We start from the raw sequence: 18,023 nt of genomic DNA on the forward strand, positions 1-18,023 counted from the left end.
CTATTTGTTGATATTCCACCCGTGAGCACCCGCCGCAGAACTWGCGTCTGCGCAACGGGCGTACTCCTGACAACCCCACCACACSSRCATAACGCCCGGCAGGGTGGTTGTAGGTGCTCCTTAGAAAGGAGGTGATCCAGCCGCACCTTCCGGTACGGCTACCTTGTTACGACTTAGTCCCAATCGCCAGTCCCACCTTCGACAGCTCCCTCCCACAAGGGGTTAGGCCACCGGCTTCGGGTGTTACCAACTTTCGTGACTTGACGGGCGGTGTGTACAAGGCCCGGGAACGTATTCACCGCAGCGTTGCTGATCTGCGATTACTAGCGACTCCGACTTCATGGGGTCGAGTTGCAGACCCCAATCCGAACTGAGACCGGCTTTTTGGGATTAGCTCCACCTCACAGTATCGCAACCCTTTGTACCGGCCATTGTAGCATGCGTGAAGCCCAAGACATAAGGGGCATGATGATTTGACGTCGTCCCCACCTTCCTCCGAGTTGACCCCGGCAGTCTCCCATGAGTCCCCGCCATTACGCGCTGGCAACATGGAACGAGGGTTGCGCTCGTTGCGGGACTTAACCCAACATCTCACGACACGAGCTGACGACAACCATGCACCACCTGTGAACCGGCCCCAAAGGGGAAGGACTGTTTCCAGCCCGGTCCGGCCCATGTCAAGCCTTGGTAAGGTTCTTCGCGTTGCATCGAATTAATCCGCATGCTCCGCCGCTTGTGCGGGCCCCCGTCAATTCCTTTGAGTTTTAGCCTTGCGGCCGTACTCCCCAGGCGGGGCACTTAATGCGTTAGCTACGGCGCGGAAAACGTGGAATGTCCCCCACACCTAGTGCCCAACGTTTACGGCATGGACTACCAGGGTATCTAATCCTGTTCGCTCCCCATGCTTTCGCTCCTCAGCGTCAGTTAATGCCCAGAGACCTGCCTTCGCCATCGGTGTTCCTCCTGATATCTGCGCATTTCACCGCTACACCAGGAATTCCAGTCTCCCCTACATCACTCTAGTCTGCCCGTACCCACCGCAGATCCGGAGTTGAGCCCCGGACTTTCACGGCAGACGCGACAAACCGCCTACGAGCTCTTTACGCCCAATAATTCCGGATAACGCTTGCGCCCTACGTATTACCGCGGCTGCTGGCACGTAGTTAGCCGGCGCTTCTTCTGCAGGTACCGTCACTTTCGCTTCTTCCCTACTGAAAGAGGTTTACAACCCGAAGGCCGTCATCCCTCACGCGGCGTCGCTGCATCAGGCTTGCGCCCATTGTGCAATATTCCCCACTGCTGCCTCCCGTAGGAGTCTGGGCCGTGTCTCAGTCCCAGTGTGGCCGGTCACCCTCTCAGGCCGGCTACCCGTCGTCGCCTTGGTGAGCCATTACCYCACCAACAAGCTGATAGGCCGCGAGTCCATCCAAAACCACAATAAAGCTTTCCACCCCCCACCATGCGATGAGGAGTCATATCCGGTATTAGACCCAGTTTCCCAGGCTTATCCCAGAGTTAAGGGCAGGTTACTCACGTGTTACTCACCCGTTCGCCACTAATCCCCGGTGCAAGCACCGGATCATCGTTCGACTTGCATGTGTTAAGCACGCCGCCAGCGTTCATCCTGAGCCAGGATCAAACTCTCCGTTGAAGTAAAACAGACACAACATGCGCCCCCGGGAAAACGGGATACTTGCCGAAACAATTCATTTCCATGAATTCTCTATTTCGCTTTTCTTCGCTGCGATGTTTACAGCTTATTTCATTCATTTCCACTTTGCAAATTCGCGATTTTCATCGGAATTTCGCTTTGCGGAGCGAATCCGCCCAGCAGAATTGAAGCAATTTTCATTATGTGCGCCTGGCGCATGAAGAATTGCTTCTCATTTGTGGGGGTTTGTCACCACTCAACGGCGGCAACTCAGAAAACAATACACGCTCCTCCCCGGCCGTGCAAATCGGCCGGGAAGGAGCGTGCGGGTGCGTTTTCGGTACCAGTCGGGATCCGCTACCAGTCAGGATCCCGTGCTGGTCAGGGCGCGGCGACTTCCACTGTTGCCAGGTTCTTCTTGCCCCGGCGCAGAAGCAGGTAGCGCCCGTGCAGCAACTCGCTGGCCGCAATAACGGCGTCCGGGTCAGATACCTTCGCATTGTTGACGTAGGCCCCGCCCTCCCCCACAGTGCGGCGTGCGGCGGACTTGCTCTCAGACAGACCGGAGGCGACCAGCAGCTCGATGATGCCCAGGGCGCCGGCGTCAACCGTGGCGGAGGGCAGCTCGGAGGTCGCCGCCTTCAGTGTCGCTTCGTCCAGTACGGAGAGGTCGCCGTTGCCGAACACCGCGGCGGAAGCCGCAATGACCTTCTCGGTGGCGTCCACGCCATGGACGAGCGAAGTCACCTCGTAGGCCAGCTTTCGCTGGCCCTCGCGGGCGAAAGGCCGTTCGGCGATCGCGAGCTCCAGTTCCTCAATCTCGGCGCGGCTCAAGAAGGTGAACACTTTGAGTCGGTCCGCGACGTCGGCGTCCGCCGTGTTGAGCCAGAACTGGTAGAACGCGTACGGGCTGCACATGGTTGGATCCAGCCAGATCGCGTTGCCCTCGCTCTTGCCGAACTTGGTGCCGTCAGAGTTGGTGATGAGCGGCGTTCCCAGGGCGTGGACGTGCTTGCCCTCAACCTTGCGGATGAGCTCGGTGCCACTGGTGAGGTTGCCCCACTGATCCGAGCCGCCGGTCTGCAGCATGCAACCGTAGTCGCGGAACAACTGAAGGTAGTCCATGCCCTGCAGGATCTGGTAGCTGAACTCCGTGTAGCTGATGCCTTCGTCGGAACTGAGGCGGGAGGCAACGGCGTCCTTGCGGAGCATGGTGCCGACACGGTAGTGCTTGCCGATCTCGCGCAGGAAGTCGATGGCGCTCAGGGGCGCCGTCCAGTCCAGGTTGTTGACCATCCGGGCCGCGTTGTCGCCCTCGAAGCTCAGGAACCGGCGGACCTGGGCCTGAAGGTAGCCCACCCACTCGGACACGGTGTCCTTGGTGTTCAGGGTGCGTTCCGCCGTCGGACGCGGATCACCGATCAAGCCCGTGGAGCCGCCCACGAGTCCGAGTGGCTTGTGGCCGGCCAACTGGATCCGGCGCATGAGCAGCAGCTGGACCAGGTTGCCCAGGTGCAGGCTCGGCGCGGTCGGATCGAAGCCGCAGTAATACGTCACGGGGTCGCCGGCGAGGAGCTTTTCGAGCTCCGCCTCATCCGTGGAGACGTGGACAAGGCCGCGCCATTTCAGCTCCTGCCAGATATTGGCAAAGCTGGGATCGTTCTGCTGGGCATCGAGAATATTTAGCTGGGACACGGAATCTAAGTTAGCAGGATCAACCGGGCCGCAGCGCAGGTGACGCCCGCCGGCCCGGGCCTACTCCTCGATGCCTGCCGGGACTCCGGCGGCGGCGATGAGCCGCAGGCGCTGGGTGGGCCGGGTCATGGCCACGTACAGGTCACCCACCCGGCCGTGCTCGTGGTTGAGCATGTCGGTCGGTTCCAGGACCACGACGCCGTCGAATTCCAGCCCCTTCGCCTCGCGGGGACTGATCACCACGATGTCCTGCGCGTAACTCCCGGCGCCCGTCCCGACCCGGTGGCCGTACACGGCCCGCAGTGCCGCGCTGGCCTCGGGGAGAAGGCCGCCGTCGGCGATGACCGCCAGCAGGCCGCCCTCGATGGCGTCCAGTTCCTCCGGAAGCACCTCGACGAGCTTGTTGACGATCTGGCCCTGGCCGACTTTGTCGATGACCGGGGACCAGCGCCCTTCCCGCACGGCCTTGGGCGCCGAAACCACCAATCCGGCCGCGGTCGCCATGCGGGCAGCGGCCTCGGCGATCTGGGACGGGGTGCGGTAGTTGACGGTCAGCTCCTCGAGCTGCCAGCGGTCGCCGAACATGGGGCCCAGGGCGCTGTGCCAGGAGTTGGCACCGGCAACAGAACTGGTCTGCGCGATGTCGCCCACGATCGTGAAGGACTTCAGCGGGCAGCGGCGGACCAGCAGCCGCCACTGCATGGGTGACAGCTCCTGCGCTTCGTCCACCACAATGTGCCCGAAGGCCCAGGAACGGTCCGTGGTGGCACGCTCTGCAGCGGTCAGCCGCGTCTCACGCTCCTGGTTCTGGTCCACCAGGTCTTCGGCCGTGACAAGGACGTCCACACCGGCGGTTTCCATGTTGACCAGGGTCTGCTTGGCGTTGGCCAGGTCGCGGGCCCGGTCTTGTTCCTGCTGCGCCAGGCCGCGCCCGGCGGCGGCATCAAGCTCGCCGAGCAATTCGGCAGCCTCGTCCAGCAGCGGAACGTCGGACTCGGTCCAGGGCGAATCGGCCGGGCGGAGCAGCAGCGCGCGTTCTTCCGGGCTGAGGTTCGGGGTGCATGCCTCGAGGATGGCCGGCTTGCTGAGCAGCTCCCCCACGAGTTTCTCCGGGGTCATCGGCATCCAGCACAGGTTCAGGGCGATCCGGACATCCCGGGCCGAGCGGACATCCTCCGCCAGGTACGAGCGGTCGGCGTTGTTGCCGATGTTGCCTGCCTCCACCAGCTCCGTCATCTGCTCGGTCAATTCGCGGAGCAGGATCTTGACGAAGGAGACGCGGGCCTCGTTGTGCGGTTTGCCCGTGGCGCGCGCCCTCTCCTTGGCGCGGCGGACCTGCCTCGGTGTGAGGACCAGTTTGCGGCCGTCCACCTCAAGGGTCCGGTTTCCGGCCGGAATGCGCTGCCGGTTGGCCACGGCGTTGGCGACCACCTCGGCCATGTCAAGCCGGCCCTTGATGGCGGCGACTGCGGAGTCCGGCTCGGCCACGGCGGTGATCCCGGGCATCAGCCGGCCCAGGCTCGCCATGACGACGCCGGTCTCGCCGAGCGAGGGCAGCACGCGTTCGATGTACTTCATGAAGGACGACGTCGGCCCCACCAGCAGGACGCCGGCGCTCTTGAGCCGGTCCCGGTGCGTGTAGAGCAGGTACGCGGCGCGGTGCAGGGCGACAGCGGTCTTGCCCGTGCCCGGGCCGCCCTGGACCACGAGGGCGCCGGAGATGGAGGAACGGATGATCCGGTCCTGCTCGGACTGGATGGTGCCGACGATGTCTGACATCCGGCCCGTCCGCTTGGAGTTCAGGGCAGCCAGCAGGGCACCCTCGCCCTGGAGCGAATCGTTGTCGGCGAGCATGCCGGCGTCGAGCACGTCATCCTCGATTGCCTTGACCTCGCGGCCCTGCAGGATCAGGTGGCGGCGGCGGCGGACGCCCTGCCGGTCGAACGCCGTGGCCTGGTAGAAATGGCCGGCCTCGGGCGCACGCCAGTCCACCATGAGCCGCTGCAGGTCCTCGGTGGTCAAGCCGATGCGGCCGATGTACTGGGCCTCCCCGGAATCCAGGTCCAGGCGGCCGAACACGAGCCGGTCATCGACGGCGTCGAGCTGGGCGAGGCGGTCCTCGTAGAGGGCGGCGAAGGCATCACGTTCGGAAACGTTCTGCATGGTGCCCACGGCACCGGCCCGGCGCACCTGGGCCAGCTGGGTGCGCTTCTCCGCCCGCAACTCATCGAGCCGGGCGTAAAGTCCGGCCACATAGTCGCGTTCATGGGCCAAATCAGCGTCGTGCATCGAACGTTCCCCTATCGAAAAAGACAGACCCACCATTCTACAGCCATTTCGGCGGCACGGCTGTTGCATGTCGCCGAACAATGCCAAGGCAGTCTTCGTCAGGGAATTCTACCGACACGTCCCGGATGGTCCAGCCCGGCAGGCCCGCTAGATCCGCAACAGGGACCGGACGTTGTGGCCGGTCAGGGCCGTGCGGCCGCCAAGATCGTCGAGTTCCATGACCACACCGATGCCGGCCACGTGGATCCCGCACCGCTCGAACAGCCGCGCCGCGGCGCCGAGCGTGCCGCCCGTGGCGAGCACGTCGTCGAGGATCAGCACCCGGCTCCCCGGCGCCAGGTCCGTGGTGTGCAGCTCAAGGGTGGCGGTGCCGTACTCCAGTGCGTAGTCCTCGGAGAACACCTCGCGCGGAAGCTTGCCGGCCTTGCGAACCGTGATGACCCCGGTCCCGGTGGCGTAGGCGGCGGCCGCCGCGAGCAGGAAGCCGCGGGCCTCCACTCCGGCGACGGCGTCGAACTGGCCCTGGAAAGGTCCCACCAGGGCATCGACGACGGCCCCGAAGGCGGCGCCGTCGGCGAACACCGGGGTCAGGTCCTTGAAGCTGACCCCGGGTTTGGGATAGTCCGGGATGGTGGCGCACAGGCTCTTGATCAGCTCATCCGCCGGCATTGCGGTCGTCGTCTGGTTCGGGTCGCTTTGATTCACCCATCCACCTTACTGGCTGGTAGCGGGAAGCCTCCCGGGCCCCGGCCTTCCGGGCCGGCGGCTCCGCCGCAACCCGCCGGCCATCGAATGTTCACGCTGTCGGTGCCGGATTCGCAGCTCCTGTCCATCCCGCCGGTGATTAAATGCTCGAATGCGACACGAAATCGTCCTCTCCGGCCATGGGGTTCGGCTGGTTCCGCTGGCCCCGCACCATGCGGCGGGCCTCTTCGATTTTGTGGACGCCGGCATGTGGGCAGGCATGGCGGCACCGATGCCGGGGACGGCCCGCGAGCTGGCGGCGCTGTTCCGGTCACGGCTGGAGGATCCCGCCACCATCCCGTTCGCCGTGACGGACGGGCGCACCGGCGCCCTGCTGGGCACGACGTCCCTCCGCGACTACGTTCCGGACCAGCAACGCCTGGAAATCGGCGGAACATTCTACGGGCGGCAGTTCTGGGGCAGCCACGTCAATCCGGCGAGCAAACACATGCTCCTCGCCTACGCCTATGAGGTACTGGAAGTGGACCGGGTGGCTTTCCGCTGCGACGCCCGCAACACCCGGAGCGCGACGGCGATCGAACGGCTCGGCGCACAATTCGAGGGGGTCCTCCGCGGCCACCGCGCGGCGCCGGGCGGGGGACGCGCGGACACCGCCGTCTTCTCGATCCTCTCGCAGGAGTGGCCGCACGTGCGCGAGGACCTGCGGCGCCGGCTCGCCCCCTTCGCCGTCGGCGCCGGCTACTCGCTGGGCAGCTTCGCAGCAACCTGGAACCCCTAATCCCCTGCCGCCGGAGGCAAGGCGTCCGGATGAACGGGAGGCACTGCATCTGGAGGCCCGGCATCTGGAGGCACGGAGTCCGGTTCCGGCGGGCGCAGGAGTTCGTTGGCAAGCCCGTAGGAGACGATGTCCAGCGCTTTTCGGAGCGCGCGTTCGGCGTCGAACCGACCGGCTGCCACGCGGCTCAGCCGGGCGTAGTCCCCGGCCCATCCGGACCGGCGGAACCTGTCGGCGTCACCGTGAAGGAGCCGTCCATAGAGGACGTCCTCGAACAAGTCATGGTCGGCCAGGGCGATTTCGGCCATCAGCGCCTCGCGGTCCCGGATCATCCCGTTGGTGAACATCCCGGCCGCTTCCGCTGCGCCTTGGGCTAGCCGGGAGTCCGCCGAGTAGTTGCACAGGCGCAGCGCCCGCACCACGAGTTTGAGCGAAACGTGTTCTTCGGGAACGATGAATTTGCGCAGCAGGGCCGCGCGGAAGAGCTCAATCCAGTGCCGGCGCTCTGCTTCGACGGAGTCCGCCGCGACCTGCCCGCAGTCGGGGGTGAACAGTTCCACCATGCGGAAGTACTCGGTGGCCAGCTCCGCGAAGATCTGGAGCCGCTCCAGCTCACTGCCCGGTTTTCCGCGCTTTCCCTCGCCCATACTGCTCCATCATCCCCCACCACACGTGCCGGCATCAGGGCGCGGGAACGGGGCGCACACAGTGCCCGCTACCTCACGCGCCGCGGGCGCTTGGCGCCTTTGCCGGCTTTGCTGCCTTGTAGCGGGAGACGGTCGGGTCGCCGCTGAGCCAGAACCGCCAGGGGTACTCGTGGCTGCCGCCGTCGCCGGAGACGCCGACGCGCGGACCGGAGCTGATGCCCGCGGCGACCCCCTCCGGCGGGTACGCGGCCGGTTCCAGCCGGAACGGCGGCGCGAGGGCATTCCGCCCGCTGTCCGCCGTCGTCAGTCCCAGCGCGGTGGCCAGCCGGGCAGGCCCGCTCGCGAGGTCGACATCCGATTTCGACGTCGGCCGCCTGGCCCTCGCCAGCTCATGTCCCGCGACCACTTCGCCGGCCCGCAGCAGGAGCGCCGATGCCACGCCCTCGGGCCCGCACACGATATTGGCGCAATGGTGCATCCCGTACGTGAAATACACGTAGAGGTGGCCGGCCGGGCCGAACATCGGGGCGTTGCGGGCCGTTTGGCCGCGAAAGGTGTGGGACCCGGGGTCAGGGTGGTGCGAATCATGCGGGCCCAGGTATGCCTCCACTTCGGTAATCCGAACCGAGACGGATCCGCCGGGCCCGTCGTGCGTCAGCACCGCGCCGAGGATCAGCGGCGCCACGTGCCGGGCATCGGCCGAAAGCAGCTCGCGGACGGACTCGGCCGCGCCGGACTCCGTGCCGGACTCGGCAGGAAGCGGGCTGGAAGTCATGCTCAGACTTTAACAAACACCGCCGAAGGAGAGGACGGCCGTGTCCGAATTCCGCTAGCAGCTGTTCCGCGAAGCTGGCAGGATGGGGTGATGGACTTCTGGCAGCGCTACCGGGCAATCGATGCCCGGGACACCCGATTCGACGGGCAGTTCTACACAGCTGTCCGGACCACCGGCATCTATTGCCGGCCCTCGTGCCCCGCGCGGACGCCCAAGGCGGACAATGTCACCTTCTATGAAACGTCCGCCGCGGCGCACGACGCCGGCTACCGTGCGTGCAAACGCTGCCTGCCCGAGGCCGTGCCTGGTACGCCGGCCTGGAACGTGCGCTCCGATATCGCCGGCCGGGCCATGCGGCTCATCAATGACGGCGTGATCAACCGCGACGGCGTCGAGGGGCTCGCGGCCCGGCTCGGATACTCCTCGCGCCAGCTCAACCGGATCCTCAGCCACGAACTCGGCGCCGGCCCGCTGTCCCTGGCGCGGGCGAGCCGCGCCCAGACCGCCCGCACCCTGCTGGTCTCCACCGCCATGAAAGTCTCGGACATCGCCTTCGCCGCCGGATTCAGCAGCGTGCGCCAGTTCAACGAGACCATCGGCGAGGTCTTTGCGATGACGCCTTCCGCGCTCCGGGCCACAGCCAGGCATCACCGCTCCCCCGCGGCGACCACAGCGCTCACACTCAACCTTCCGTACCGCGAACCGTTCGACCCGGGCGTCTTTGATTTTTTGGCAGTCCGCGCCATCCCCGGGATCGAGGAAGGTACCTCCACTTCCTACGCCCGGACCCTGCGGCTGACGCACGGCGATGCCCGCTTCCGCGTGGATTACGACGCCGGCGCGCCCGGGCGTCCGCTCGTGCTGACCATCGGCGCCGTCGACCTCCGGGATCTGGCCGCCCTGCTGAGCAGGGTCCGCCGGCTGCTGGACCTGGACGCCGATCCGGTCGCCATCGATGCCGCCCTCGAGGCCGACTCCCGGCTGGCCGCCGCGGTGGCGCGCACGCCGGGCATGCGGATGCCCGGCGCCGTTGATCCGCAGGAACTGCTGATCCGGGCGATGATCGGCCAACAGATCACCGTGGCCGCCGCGCGGACCGCCCTGGTCCAGCTTTCCGCGGTCGGAAGCGCGAGCCTGGTGCCCGACGACGGCCTCCACCGGCTTTTCCCGACGGCCGAGCAGATCGCCGGGACCGGCTTCGAACTGCTCCGAGGCCCGCAGCGGCGGATCGATGCTGTCCGGGACGCCGCGGCGGCGATGGCCTCGGGCGACCTCGACTTCGGCTACGGCGATGACGTGCAGGGGCTGGAGGCCAAACTCCTGCCCCTGTCCGGCGTCGGGCCGTGGACCGTGGGATACGTCGCGATGCGGGTCATCGGCGCGCCGGATGTGTTCCTGGCCAACGACGCCGCGGTCCGCAACGGTATCCGTTCACTCGCCGAGACCCCCGACGGCGCCACACTTACCCCGGATTTCCGTGAGGTCAGCCCCTGGCGCTCCTACGCCACCATGCACCTGTGGCGCGCAGCAGCGGCTGCCCAGGCCGCGGCGCGCAAGCCGTCCCTGCCGCCGAGGCAGGCTCCAACGCAGAACCACAAGCAGACTCCGAAGCAGACTCCGAAGGAAGCGAAACCATGAAAGCCCAGCTGTTGACCATGTCCACCCCGGACGGTCCGTTCACCATCATTGCCCGGGACGGGGCTGTCTTGTCGTCGGGCTGGACCGCCGTTCCCGGCGAGCTGACCGGCCAGATCCACGCTGACCTGCTTCCGGCCGAATTCGAGACCGTCACCGGGCTCGGCGGGATCTCCGAAGCCGTGGAGGCGTTCTATGCCGGCGATCCGGAGCCGGCCATGGGGGTGCCGGTGCTGCAGAAGTCCGGTCCGTTCCGCAGCCATGCCTGGGACGTGCTGCGCACGGTCGCGCCGGGGCGCCCGGTGACCTACACGGAGTATGCGGAGCTGTCCGGCAACGCCAAGGCCGTCCGGGCGGCGGCCAGTGCCTGCGCCTTCAACGCGGCGGCACTGTTTGTTCCCTGCCACCGCGTCATCCGCACCGACGGGACCCTGGGCGGCTTCCGCTGGGGGCTGGCCGTCAAGGGCAGCCTGTTGGACCGGGAACGCGAAGCAGCCCTCGCGACGGCACGGCCCTAGGCCTTATTCCATAGGCCTGCCGGGCCCGGGCGTGCTCAGTTGTTGACCGGCGCACCGTGTGCGAGGGACGGCCTGCCGGACCCGGGCGGGCTCAGTTGTTGACCGGAACGCCGGCAGGCCAGGGCAGCAGCTTCGGAAGGTCGACGCCGTCGGCCGCGGCGGTGGCGCGCAGGCTGCCGAGGGTGGGGTTGCGGCCGGCGAGCCACGCGGCGATGTCCGTGAGCATGCCGTTGATCACGGTCGATGTTCCGCCGCTCCCGATGGCTACCGCCGGCAGGCCAAGCGGCTGCAACACGAAGCGCTGGCCCTCGGGTACCCGCGCGGAGAGGAAATCGAAAAGGTGCCCGCAGAACGGGCGGCTCCAGGTTTCCGGTCCGTGGCCGGTGCCGAGGTCGGCGGCATGGATGACGAGTTCGCGCCACAGTGCCAGGCCGCCGTCGAACACGACTCCCCCGCGGTAGGTGATGGGCTCACGCCAGCCGGCCGCGTCGAGGGAGTCGAAGGCGCGCAGGGCCCGGTCCAACGCCGCGTCGAGGTCGGCCCGGTGCTGCGCGAGGCTGTGGCCGGCCGCCATCTCGATGGCGCGGTTCCGCCCCTCGAAGCCGCCGTCATAGAGTTCGACGCCCTCGCCGCGGGCGGCATATTCGAGCTGCCGGCCCATCGCGTTGGCAATCCCGCAGATGTGGGCCAGCACGTGGCCGCGGCTCCAGCCGGGCAGTTCCGACGGCGCTTTGATGTCCTGTTCCGTCAGTTTCGCGGCGATTCCGGCCACGACTCCGGCGGCGCGGTGCAGTTCTGCCCGAAGGTTCTCTGGTGTGATTGAGGTCATGGCGCCCATCCTAAACCGAGCCACCCGATTAAGTCGGATTAACTGAGCGATGCCCGGTCAGCGGGGCGCGTAGCGGCGCCGGATGTGCCGGCGGTCGTGCCGGGCCTGCCAGAATTCGATTTCGCGCGGCCGGAGGGCGTAGAGCTGCCAGTCTGTGTTTTCATTGTTTGCATTTTCGCTGCCGTCGGCGCCGGGCCGGGCCCGCCAGTCGGCGGCCGAGGCTTCCGCGGACAGCTCCACGACGTCCCCGGCCACGCGGACCTGGCGGCCCTGCTGTTGCCAGAAGAAGTTCAGCGCCGCATGCGGGTTGGCCGTGAGTTCCTTGCCCTTGCGGGATTCCCTGGAGGTTGCGAAGTGCCAGCCGTCGGCGTCGATGTCCTTCAGGATCAGCATCCGCGACGACGGCCGGCCGTGCTCATCGGCGGTGGCCAGGCTGCACGCGTTGGGCTGCGGCACCCCGGCCGCCAGGGCCTCGTCCAGCCACAGCCGGAACAGCTCCGCGGGGTCCGCGGGCGCCGCCGCAGGATCGAAGTCCGGGAGCACTTCCGGGAAGTCGGGCAGGGCACGCAGCAGTTGGCGGAACGATTCGCTCATGTCGCAATGCTAGCGGGGAGTTTTCGGCGGCAAACGCACAACGCTCCCTCACTTTTGGCAAGAAATCCGCCGACGCTCCTGCAGGCAATGCAGGAGCGTCGACCGAGACGCTGCCGGAACTCCCCACCGGCACCGTAGCCTCGCAAGCTCGGCCAGGGAACCCTCTCGCGTGTGCTAACTAGCCCGCGTACTCGCGCGCACCGGCGAGCTCACCCTCGAGGGCCAGCAGCTGGCGTTCGACGGCGGCCGGTGCGGTGCCGCCCTGCGAGTTCCGGCTGTTGAGCGAACCCTCGGTGGACAGGACCGTGCGGACCTCCGGCGTCAGGTGTTCCGAGATGGCGGCGTATTCCTCGTCCGTGAGGTCCCAGAGCTCGACGCCGCGGCTTTCGGCCTGCTTGACCGCGGCGCCGGAGAGCTCGTGCGCCTCGCGGAACGGCACACCCTGGCGGACCAGCCATTCGGCGATGTCCGTCGCCAGGGCGAAACCCTGGGGAGCCAGCGCTTCCATCCGTTCGGTGTTGAACTTCAGCGTCGCGATCATCCCGGAGACTGCCGGGAGCAGGACCTCCAGGGTGTCGGCGGCGTCGAAGACCGGTTCCTTGTCCTCCTGCAGGTCGCGGTTGTACGCGAGCGGCAGGCCCTTCAGGGTGGCCAGCAGCCCGGTCAGGTTGCCGATCAGCCGGCCGGCCTTGCCGCGAGCGAGTTCGGCCACGTCCGGGTTCTTCTTCTGCGGCATGATCGAGGAGCCTGTGGAGTAGGAATCGTGCAGGGTGACGAAGGAGAATTCCTTCGTGGCCCACAGGATCACTTCCTCCGAGACCCGGGACAGGTCCACGCCGATCATGGCCGTGATCCAGGCGAACTCGGCGAAGACGTCGCGGGAGGCGGTGCCGTCGATCGAGTTGTGCGTCGCCGAGAAGAAGCCCAGGTCCGCGGCGACGGCCTCGGGGTCCAGGCCGAGCGAGGAGCCCGCCAGGGCACCGGAGCCGTAGGGCGAAACCCCGGCGCGCTTATCCCAGTCGGCCAGCCGCTGCACATCGCGCAGCAGCGCCCATGCGTGGGCCAGCAGGTGGTGGCTGAGCAGTACCGGCTGGGCGTGCTGCAGGTGGGTGCGGCCGGGCATGGCCACGCCCTTGTGCGCCTTGGCCTGGTCCACGAGAGCGTCAATCGTGGCGAGCACGCCGCGGGCGATGATCCGGGCGTGGTCGCGCAGGAACATCCGTCCCAGGGTGGCCACCTGGTCGTTGCGGGACCGGCCAGCGCGGAGCTTGCCGCCAAGCTGGGTACCGGCGCGCTCGATCAGGCCACGCTCGAGCGAACCGTGCACGTCCTCATCGGACTCGGCCGGCAGGTAGGCTCCGGAGGCGACGTCCTCATCCAGCTGCGTCAGGGCGGCCAGCATGCCGTCCAGTTCGGCGTCGTCCAGCAGCCCGGCCTTGTGCAGCACGCGGGCGTGCGCCTTGGACCCGGCGATGTCGTAGCGGGCCAGCCGCCAGTCGAAGTGCGTGGACTTGCTCAGCGCGGCGAGGGCGTCCGCTGGGCCGCCGGCGAACCGGCCGCCCCACAGCGCTCCCGTATTTGTAGCCTCAGACTTTTGCTCAGCCACAGGGGCTACTCTCCTGCGACGCGGATGTCGCGGCCGGAGGCAACCTTGGCGGACATGCCCCACAGCTCGATGAATCCGCGCGCCATCGACTGGTCGAACGTGTCGCCGGTGTCGTACGTGGCAAGGTCGAAGTCGTAGAGCGAGGTCTCGGAGCGGCGTCCGTTGACGATCGCCTGGCCGCCGTGCAGCACCATGCGGATGTCGCCGGAGACGTATTTCTGGGTGTCCTCGATGAAGGCGTCGAGGGAGCGCTTGAGCGGCGAGAACCACTGGCCGTCGTAGACCAGCTCGGCCCAGCGCTGGCCGACGGTCGCCTTGAAGCGGGCCTGCTCGCGCTCGATCGTGATGTCTTCGAGGTGCTTGTGCGCGGTGATGAGCGCCATGGCGCCCGGTGCCTCGTAGATCTCGCGGGACTTGATGCCCACGAGGCGGTCCTCGACGACGTCGATCCGGCCCACGCCCTGGGCACCGGCGCGGCGGTTGAGTTCCTTGATGGCCTGCAGCGGGGTGACCTTGACGCCGTCGATCGCGACCGGCACGCCGGCTTCGAAGGAGATGGTGACCTCATCCGGTGCCGGCGGGAATTCCGGGGTGGCGGTGTAGTCGTAGATGTCCTTGGTGGGGGCGTTCCAGATGTCCTCGAGGTAGCCGGTTTCGACGGCGCGGCCCCAGACGTTCTGGTCGATCGAGTACGGGTTCTTCTTGGTGGTCTCGATCGGCAGTCCCTTTTCCTCGGCGAAGGCGATGGCCTTGTCGCGGGTCAGGGCGAGGTCACGGACCGGGGCGATGCACTTAAGGTCCGGGCCGAGGGTCTGGATGCCGACTTCGAAGCGGACCTGGTCGTTGCCCTTGCCGGTGCAGCCGTGGGCGACGGTGGTGGCGCCGAATTCGCGGGCGGCCTTGACCAGGTGCTTGACGATCACCGGACGGGAGATGGCGGAGACCAGCGGGTAGTGGCCCTGGTAGAGGGCGTTGGCCTTCAGCGTGGGCACGCAGTACTCGTTGGCGAACTCGTCGCTGGCGTCGGCGACGTAGGCCTCGACGGCGCCGCAGCCCAGCGCGCGCTGGCGGATGGTCTCCAGCGATTCGCCGCCCTGTCCGACGTCGACCGCCACGGCGATGACCTCGGCGCCGGTGGCTTCACCGATCCAGCCGATGGCTACGGAAGTATCCAGGCCACCGGAGTAGGCCAGAACAATACGCTCAGTCACGGAAATGCTCCTTAGTTGTTTGGTGATGCATTAAGTCTGGGAAAAGCTCTGTTGCAAGCCTGTCACACACCCGGGTGCCCGGTCCTGTGAAGGGCTCATGGTGTGGCTTATTGGCCGGCTTCCTCGGCGAACTGCAGGAAGCGTGCGGCGATGTCCGCGCCGCCCAGGGGGTCCCGGGTGACAAGCAGGACGGTGTCGTCCCCGGCGATGGTGCCCAGGATCGAGGGCATTACGGAGTGGTCGATGGCGAGGGCCAGGAAGTTCGCGGCGCCCGGCGGGGTCCGAAGCACCACGAGGTTGGCGGAGGCCTCGGCGGTGACGAGCAGTTCCCCGCACAACCGGGTCAGCCGGGCGTCGAGGATTTCCTGCGTGACGCCGCTCTTGGCCGCCCGCTCGCCGCCCTCCCCCGGGACGGCGTAGACCAGCACGCCGTCCTTGCCGCGGACCCGGACGGCGCCGAGTTCCACGAGGTCTCGTGACAGCGTGGCCTGGGTGACCTGGACGCCGTCGTCCGCGAGCAGCGCCGCGAGCTCGGCCTGGGAACGGACAGATTCGCCCGTGAGAATCGCCGTGATCCGCGCCTGCCGGGCTGTCTTGGTGGCCGGGCTGGCCCCAGGAGAGGCTGGCTGGACGGACATCAGGCCGGTCCGCCCACCGGTGCCGGACCATCGAGTGGCGCGAGCCCACCGACTGGCGCCAGACCGTCAACCACTGCCAGACCCGAGCGGTGCATGAGCCAGGCCATGAGTGCCTTCTGCGCGTGCAGCCGGTTTTCGGCCTCGTCCCAGACCACCGACTGCGGGCCGTCAATGACGTCGGCGGCGATCTCGTAGCCCCGGTAGGCCGGGAGGCAGTGCAGCACGACGGCGTCCGGCGCCGCGAGCTTCATCGCGTCGGCATCCACGGAATAGGCGCGGAACAGCTTCATCCGCGCTTCCTTCTCCGCCTCCTGGCCCATGGACACCCACGTGTCGGTCGCGACGACGTCGGCGCCCAGGAGCGCTTCGGCGGGGTCAACCGTCACCAGCACCGAGCCGCCGGTCTCCGCGGCACGGTCCTCGGCGGCGGCGATGATCTCCGGCGACGGCAGGTAGCCCTCCGGTCCGGCGATACGGACGTTCATGCCCGCCGTCACGCCGGCCAGCAGGTAGGAGTTGGCCATGTTGTTGGCCGAGTCGCCCAGGTAGGCCATGGTCAGGCCCTGGAGCGAGCCTTTGTGTTCCTTGACGGTCAGCAGATCGGCTAGGAGCTGGCATGGGTGGTAGTCATCGCACAGGGCGTTGATGACCGGAACGCGGGAGTTCTCGGCCATGGCGACGAGCCCGGCGTGCGCGCCGGTGCGCCACACAATGGTGGAGACCATGCGTTCGAGCACCTTGGCAGTGTCCTCGACCGATTCTTTGTGCCCGATCTGCGCCTCGCCGGGGTTGATGATGAGCGCGTTGCCGCCCATGTCCGCGATGCCGGTGGCGAAGGAGACCCTGGTCCGGGTGGAGGTCTTGTCGAAGATGACGGCCACCGTCCGGCGGCCGTTGCCGTCTGCGGCGAAGGGCTGCACGCTGTAGGGCGCGGCCTTCATCCTGACGGCGAGCTCGAGGACCTCGGCCTGCTCGGCCGGGCTGAGGTCCGTGTCCTTGAGGAAATGGCGGGTGGGCACTGAGGCGGTCACGGCGGCGGTCACTTGGCGTCCTTTGCAGCGTTGGTCTTGGCGGTCTCGAGCAATGCGGGCAGGGCGGCCAGGAAAAGGTCTGCCTGCTCGGTGGTCAGGATCAGCGGGGGCGCCAGCCGGATGGTGCGCGGGCCCGGGCTGTTGACGATGAACCCGGCGTCGAGGCCGGCGGCCACGACGCCCGGGGCGACGTCGGCGTCGAGGTCGAAGCCGATCAGCAGCCCCTCGCCGCGGACCTCTGTCACGCCGGCGATTCCGGCGAGGCCGGCGCGCAGATGCTCCCCCAGGTTCCGGACGTGGGCCAGGATGTCCTGGTTTTCCAGGACGTGCAGGGTGGCGAGGGCGGCGGCGGTGGCCACCGGGTTGCCGCCGAAGGTCGTCCCGTGCTGGCCGGCAGTCAGCAGAGCAGACGTTTCCGGGCCGAACGTGACGAGCGCGCCGACCGGGAAGCCGCCGCCCAGGCCCTTGGCGAGGGTCACGGCGTCGGGCACGATGCCGGCGTCCTCGCTGGCCAGCCACTTGCCGGTGCGGCCGATGCCGGTCTGGACCTCGTCGAGGATCAGCAGGGCGCCGGCCGCGCTCGTGGCCTCGCGGGCCGCCTTGAGGTAGCCGGCAGGCAGCGGCCGGACGCCGGCCTCTCCTTGGATCGGTTCGAGGAAGACGGCGGCAGTGGTCTCATCAATGGCGGCGCGGAGCGCCTCGATGTCACCGAACGGGACATGCACGACGCCGCCGGGCAGCGGCGCGAATGGCGCCCGGTAGGCCTCCTTGGAGGTCAGCGCGAGGGCGCCCATGGTGCGCCCGTGGAAGGCGCCTTCGAGCGCGATGATCTTGGTGCGCGGCTTCGCTGTTTTTTCCGCGACAGTATTCTCCGCGGCCGCGGACTGGCTGGCGCCACTGTTACGGCGCGCCAGCTTGAAGGCCGCCTCGACGGCTTCGGTGCCGGAGTTGGCGAAGAACACCTTGGAGCCGGCCGGGGCCTTGGACAGTTCCAGCAGCTTCTCGGCCAGGGCGATCTGGGTGGGGCTCGTGAAGAAGTTCGAGACATGGCCCAGGGTGGCCAGCTGGCTGGAGATCACCGAGGTCACGAACGGGTGGGCGTGGCCGAGGGCGTTCACCGCGATGCCGCCGAGCAGGTCCAGGTATTCCTTGCCGTCGGCGTCCCACACGAGGCAGCCGGCGCCGCGGACCAGGACCCGCTGCGGGGTGCCGAAGACGCCCAGCAGGGAGGAGGAGTAGCGGGACAGCCACTCGGCTCCGCTGCGGCTGGAAACGATTGTGGTTGCGGCGGTCTCCGCAGCGATGGGGGCCCCGCCCGTCCCCGGACTCACCCCCTCCTCGCCAGCTCGGACGGGGACCCCGGAGGCCGTGGGCCCACCGCGGTGCCCGACCACACCCGGCCCCCCATCGCTGCTGCGGCCTTC

General features: G+C 67.6%; 16 protein-coding genes and 1 rRNA gene. 4 read left to right on the forward strand and 13 right to left on the reverse strand.

Annotation, left to right across the window (positions count from 1 at the left end; genetic code table 11):
• Positions 1 to 124: 124 nt before the first annotated feature.
• A 16S ribosomal RNA gene (locus AC1DBX_RS15315) occupies positions 125 to 1,651 on the reverse strand.
• A gap of 17 nt (positions 1,652 to 1,668) precedes the next feature.
• Here AC1DBX_RS15315 and AC1DBX_RS15320 point away from each other — a divergent pair.
• Positions 1,669 to 1,872, forward strand: coding sequence for a hypothetical protein (locus AC1DBX_RS15320; protein ID WP_476932159.1), 204 nt, complete (start codon positions 1,669 to 1,671; stop codon positions 1,870 to 1,872).
• A 160-nt stretch (positions 1,873 to 2,032) separates the two neighbouring features.
• Here AC1DBX_RS15320 and tyrS read toward each other — a convergent pair whose 3' ends face one another.
• From tyrS to AC1DBX_RS15335, 3 genes are all read right to left on the reverse strand, one after another.
• Positions 2,033 to 3,346, reverse strand: coding sequence for a tyrosine--tRNA ligase (tyrS, locus tag AC1DBX_RS15325; protein WP_230007239.1), 1,314 nt, complete (start codon positions 3,344 to 3,346; stop codon positions 2,033 to 2,035).
• 60 nt (positions 3,347 to 3,406) lie between these two features.
• Positions 3,407 to 5,635 carry a HelD family protein gene (locus tag AC1DBX_RS15330; RefSeq protein WP_476849486.1) on the reverse strand — a complete coding sequence of 743 codons (2,229 nt, stop codon included), beginning with the start codon at positions 5,633 to 5,635 and terminating at the stop codon, positions 3,407 to 3,409.
• Between the two features lie 147 nt (positions 5,636 to 5,782).
• Positions 5,783 to 6,304: an adenine phosphoribosyltransferase gene (locus AC1DBX_RS15335; protein WP_476932188.1), complete on the reverse strand. Its 522-nt coding sequence runs from the start codon at positions 6,302 to 6,304 to the stop codon at positions 5,783 to 5,785.
• 187 nt (positions 6,305 to 6,491) lie between these two features.
• Between AC1DBX_RS15335 and AC1DBX_RS15340 the strand changes: the two genes are divergently transcribed.
• Positions 6,492 to 7,118: a GNAT family N-acetyltransferase gene (locus AC1DBX_RS15340; RefSeq protein ID WP_476932160.1), complete on the forward strand. Its 627-nt coding sequence runs from the start codon at positions 6,492 to 6,494 to the stop codon at positions 7,116 to 7,118.
• On the opposite strand, the gene AC1DBX_RS15345 is transcribed toward AC1DBX_RS15340, so the two are convergent.
• Entirely contained in the window at positions 7,115 to 7,762 is a 648-nt protein-coding gene (locus tag AC1DBX_RS15345) for a hypothetical protein (RefSeq protein WP_476932161.1), read from the reverse strand. The genes AC1DBX_RS15340 and AC1DBX_RS15345 overlap by 4 nt on opposite strands.
• A gap of 73 nt (positions 7,763 to 7,835) precedes the next feature.
• Positions 7,836 to 8,537 (reverse strand): DNA-3-methyladenine glycosylase, encoded by a 702-nt coding sequence (locus tag AC1DBX_RS15350; RefSeq protein WP_476932162.1) that lies wholly within the window; start codon positions 8,535 to 8,537, stop codon positions 7,836 to 7,838.
• A 90-nt stretch (positions 8,538 to 8,627) separates the two neighbouring features.
• Between AC1DBX_RS15350 and AC1DBX_RS15355 the strand changes: the two genes are divergently transcribed.
• Both AC1DBX_RS15355 and AC1DBX_RS15360 read left to right on the forward strand, forming a co-directional pair.
• A complete protein-coding gene (locus AC1DBX_RS15355) occupies positions 8,628 to 10,175 on the forward strand; it encodes an AlkA N-terminal domain-containing protein (RefSeq protein ID WP_476932163.1) in 1,548 nt (515 codons plus the stop codon).
• Positions 10,172 to 10,690 carry a methylated-DNA--[protein]-cysteine S-methyltransferase gene (locus tag AC1DBX_RS15360; RefSeq protein WP_223917255.1) on the forward strand — a complete coding sequence of 173 codons (519 nt, stop codon included), beginning with the start codon at positions 10,172 to 10,174 and terminating at the stop codon, positions 10,688 to 10,690. Before AC1DBX_RS15355 ends, AC1DBX_RS15360 begins: the two co-directional genes overlap by 4 nt.
• A gap of 91 nt (positions 10,691 to 10,781) precedes the next feature.
• Here AC1DBX_RS15360 and AC1DBX_RS15365 read toward each other — a convergent pair whose 3' ends face one another.
• The 7 genes from AC1DBX_RS15365 to AC1DBX_RS15395 form a co-directional block, all read right to left on the reverse strand.
• Positions 10,782 to 11,519 (reverse strand): maleylpyruvate isomerase family mycothiol-dependent enzyme, encoded by a 738-nt coding sequence (locus tag AC1DBX_RS15365; protein WP_230010643.1) that lies wholly within the window; start codon positions 11,517 to 11,519, stop codon positions 10,782 to 10,784.
• A 57-nt stretch (positions 11,520 to 11,576) separates the two neighbouring features.
• Positions 11,577 to 12,113, reverse strand: a complete 537-nt coding sequence (locus tag AC1DBX_RS15370; protein ID WP_476932164.1) for a pyridoxine/pyridoxamine 5'-phosphate oxidase — start codon at positions 12,111 to 12,113, stop codon at positions 11,577 to 11,579.
• Positions 12,114 to 12,291: 178 nt separating this feature from the next.
• Positions 12,292 to 13,719 (reverse strand): argininosuccinate lyase, encoded by a 1,428-nt coding sequence (gene argH / locus AC1DBX_RS15375; RefSeq protein WP_476856405.1) that lies wholly within the window; start codon positions 13,717 to 13,719, stop codon positions 12,292 to 12,294.
• Positions 13,720 to 13,724: 5 nt separating this feature from the next.
• Positions 13,725 to 14,930: an argininosuccinate synthase gene (locus AC1DBX_RS15380; RefSeq protein ID WP_028277269.1), complete on the reverse strand. Its 1,206-nt coding sequence runs from the start codon at positions 14,928 to 14,930 to the stop codon at positions 13,725 to 13,727.
• Positions 14,931 to 15,037: 107 nt separating this feature from the next.
• Positions 15,038 to 15,568, reverse strand: a complete 531-nt coding sequence (locus AC1DBX_RS15385) for an arginine repressor (protein ID WP_079551248.1) — start codon at positions 15,566 to 15,568, stop codon at positions 15,038 to 15,040.
• Positions 15,568 to 16,611 (reverse strand): ornithine carbamoyltransferase, encoded by a 1,044-nt coding sequence (argF, locus tag AC1DBX_RS15390; RefSeq protein ID WP_476872817.1) that lies wholly within the window; start codon positions 16,609 to 16,611, stop codon positions 15,568 to 15,570. Before argF ends, AC1DBX_RS15385 begins: the two co-directional genes overlap by 1 nt.
• On the reverse strand, positions 16,608 to 17,903 hold the full coding sequence (locus AC1DBX_RS15395) for an acetylornithine transaminase (protein ID WP_476887981.1): 1,296 nt from the start codon (positions 17,901 to 17,903) through the stop codon (positions 16,608 to 16,610). The genes argF and AC1DBX_RS15395 overlap by 4 nt, the downstream gene beginning before the upstream one ends.
• Positions 17,904 to 18,023: the final 120 nt, after the last annotated feature.

The organism is Arthrobacter sp. 10N44_2 (assembly GCF_056394385.1).

Coding starts and splice junctions, on each gene's coding strand:
- AC1DBX_RS15320 (WP_476932159.1), top strand. CDS start 1,669: ATGCGCCCCCGGGAAAACGGGATACTTGCCGAAACAATTCATTTCCAT.
- AC1DBX_RS15330 (WP_476849486.1), bottom strand. CDS start 5,635: ATGCACGACGCTGATTTGGCCCATGAACGCGACTATGTGGCCGGACTT.
- AC1DBX_RS15335 (WP_476932188.1), bottom strand. CDS start 6,304: ATGCCGGCGGATGAGCTGATCAAGAGCCTGTGCGCCACCATCCCGGAC.
- AC1DBX_RS15340 (WP_476932160.1), top strand. CDS start 6,492: ATGCGACACGAAATCGTCCTCTCCGGCCATGGGGTTCGGCTGGTTCCG.
- AC1DBX_RS15345 (WP_476932161.1), bottom strand. CDS start 7,762: ATGGGCGAGGGAAAGCGCGGAAAACCGGGCAGTGAGCTGGAGCGGCTC.
- AC1DBX_RS15350 (WP_476932162.1), bottom strand. CDS start 8,537: ATGACTTCCAGCCCGCTTCCTGCCGAGTCCGGCACGGAGTCCGGCGCG.
- AC1DBX_RS15355 (WP_476932163.1), top strand. CDS start 8,628: ATGGACTTCTGGCAGCGCTACCGGGCAATCGATGCCCGGGACACCCGA.
- AC1DBX_RS15360 (WP_223917255.1), top strand. CDS start 10,172: ATGAAAGCCCAGCTGTTGACCATGTCCACCCCGGACGGTCCGTTCACC.
- AC1DBX_RS15365 (WP_230010643.1), bottom strand. CDS start 11,519: ATGACCTCAATCACACCAGAGAACCTTCGGGCAGAACTGCACCGCGCC.
- AC1DBX_RS15370 (WP_476932164.1), bottom strand. CDS start 12,113: ATGAGCGAATCGTTCCGCCAACTGCTGCGTGCCCTGCCCGACTTCCCG.
- AC1DBX_RS15385 (WP_079551248.1), bottom strand. CDS start 15,568: ATGTCCGTCCAGCCAGCCTCTCCTGGGGCCAGCCCGGCCACCAAGACA.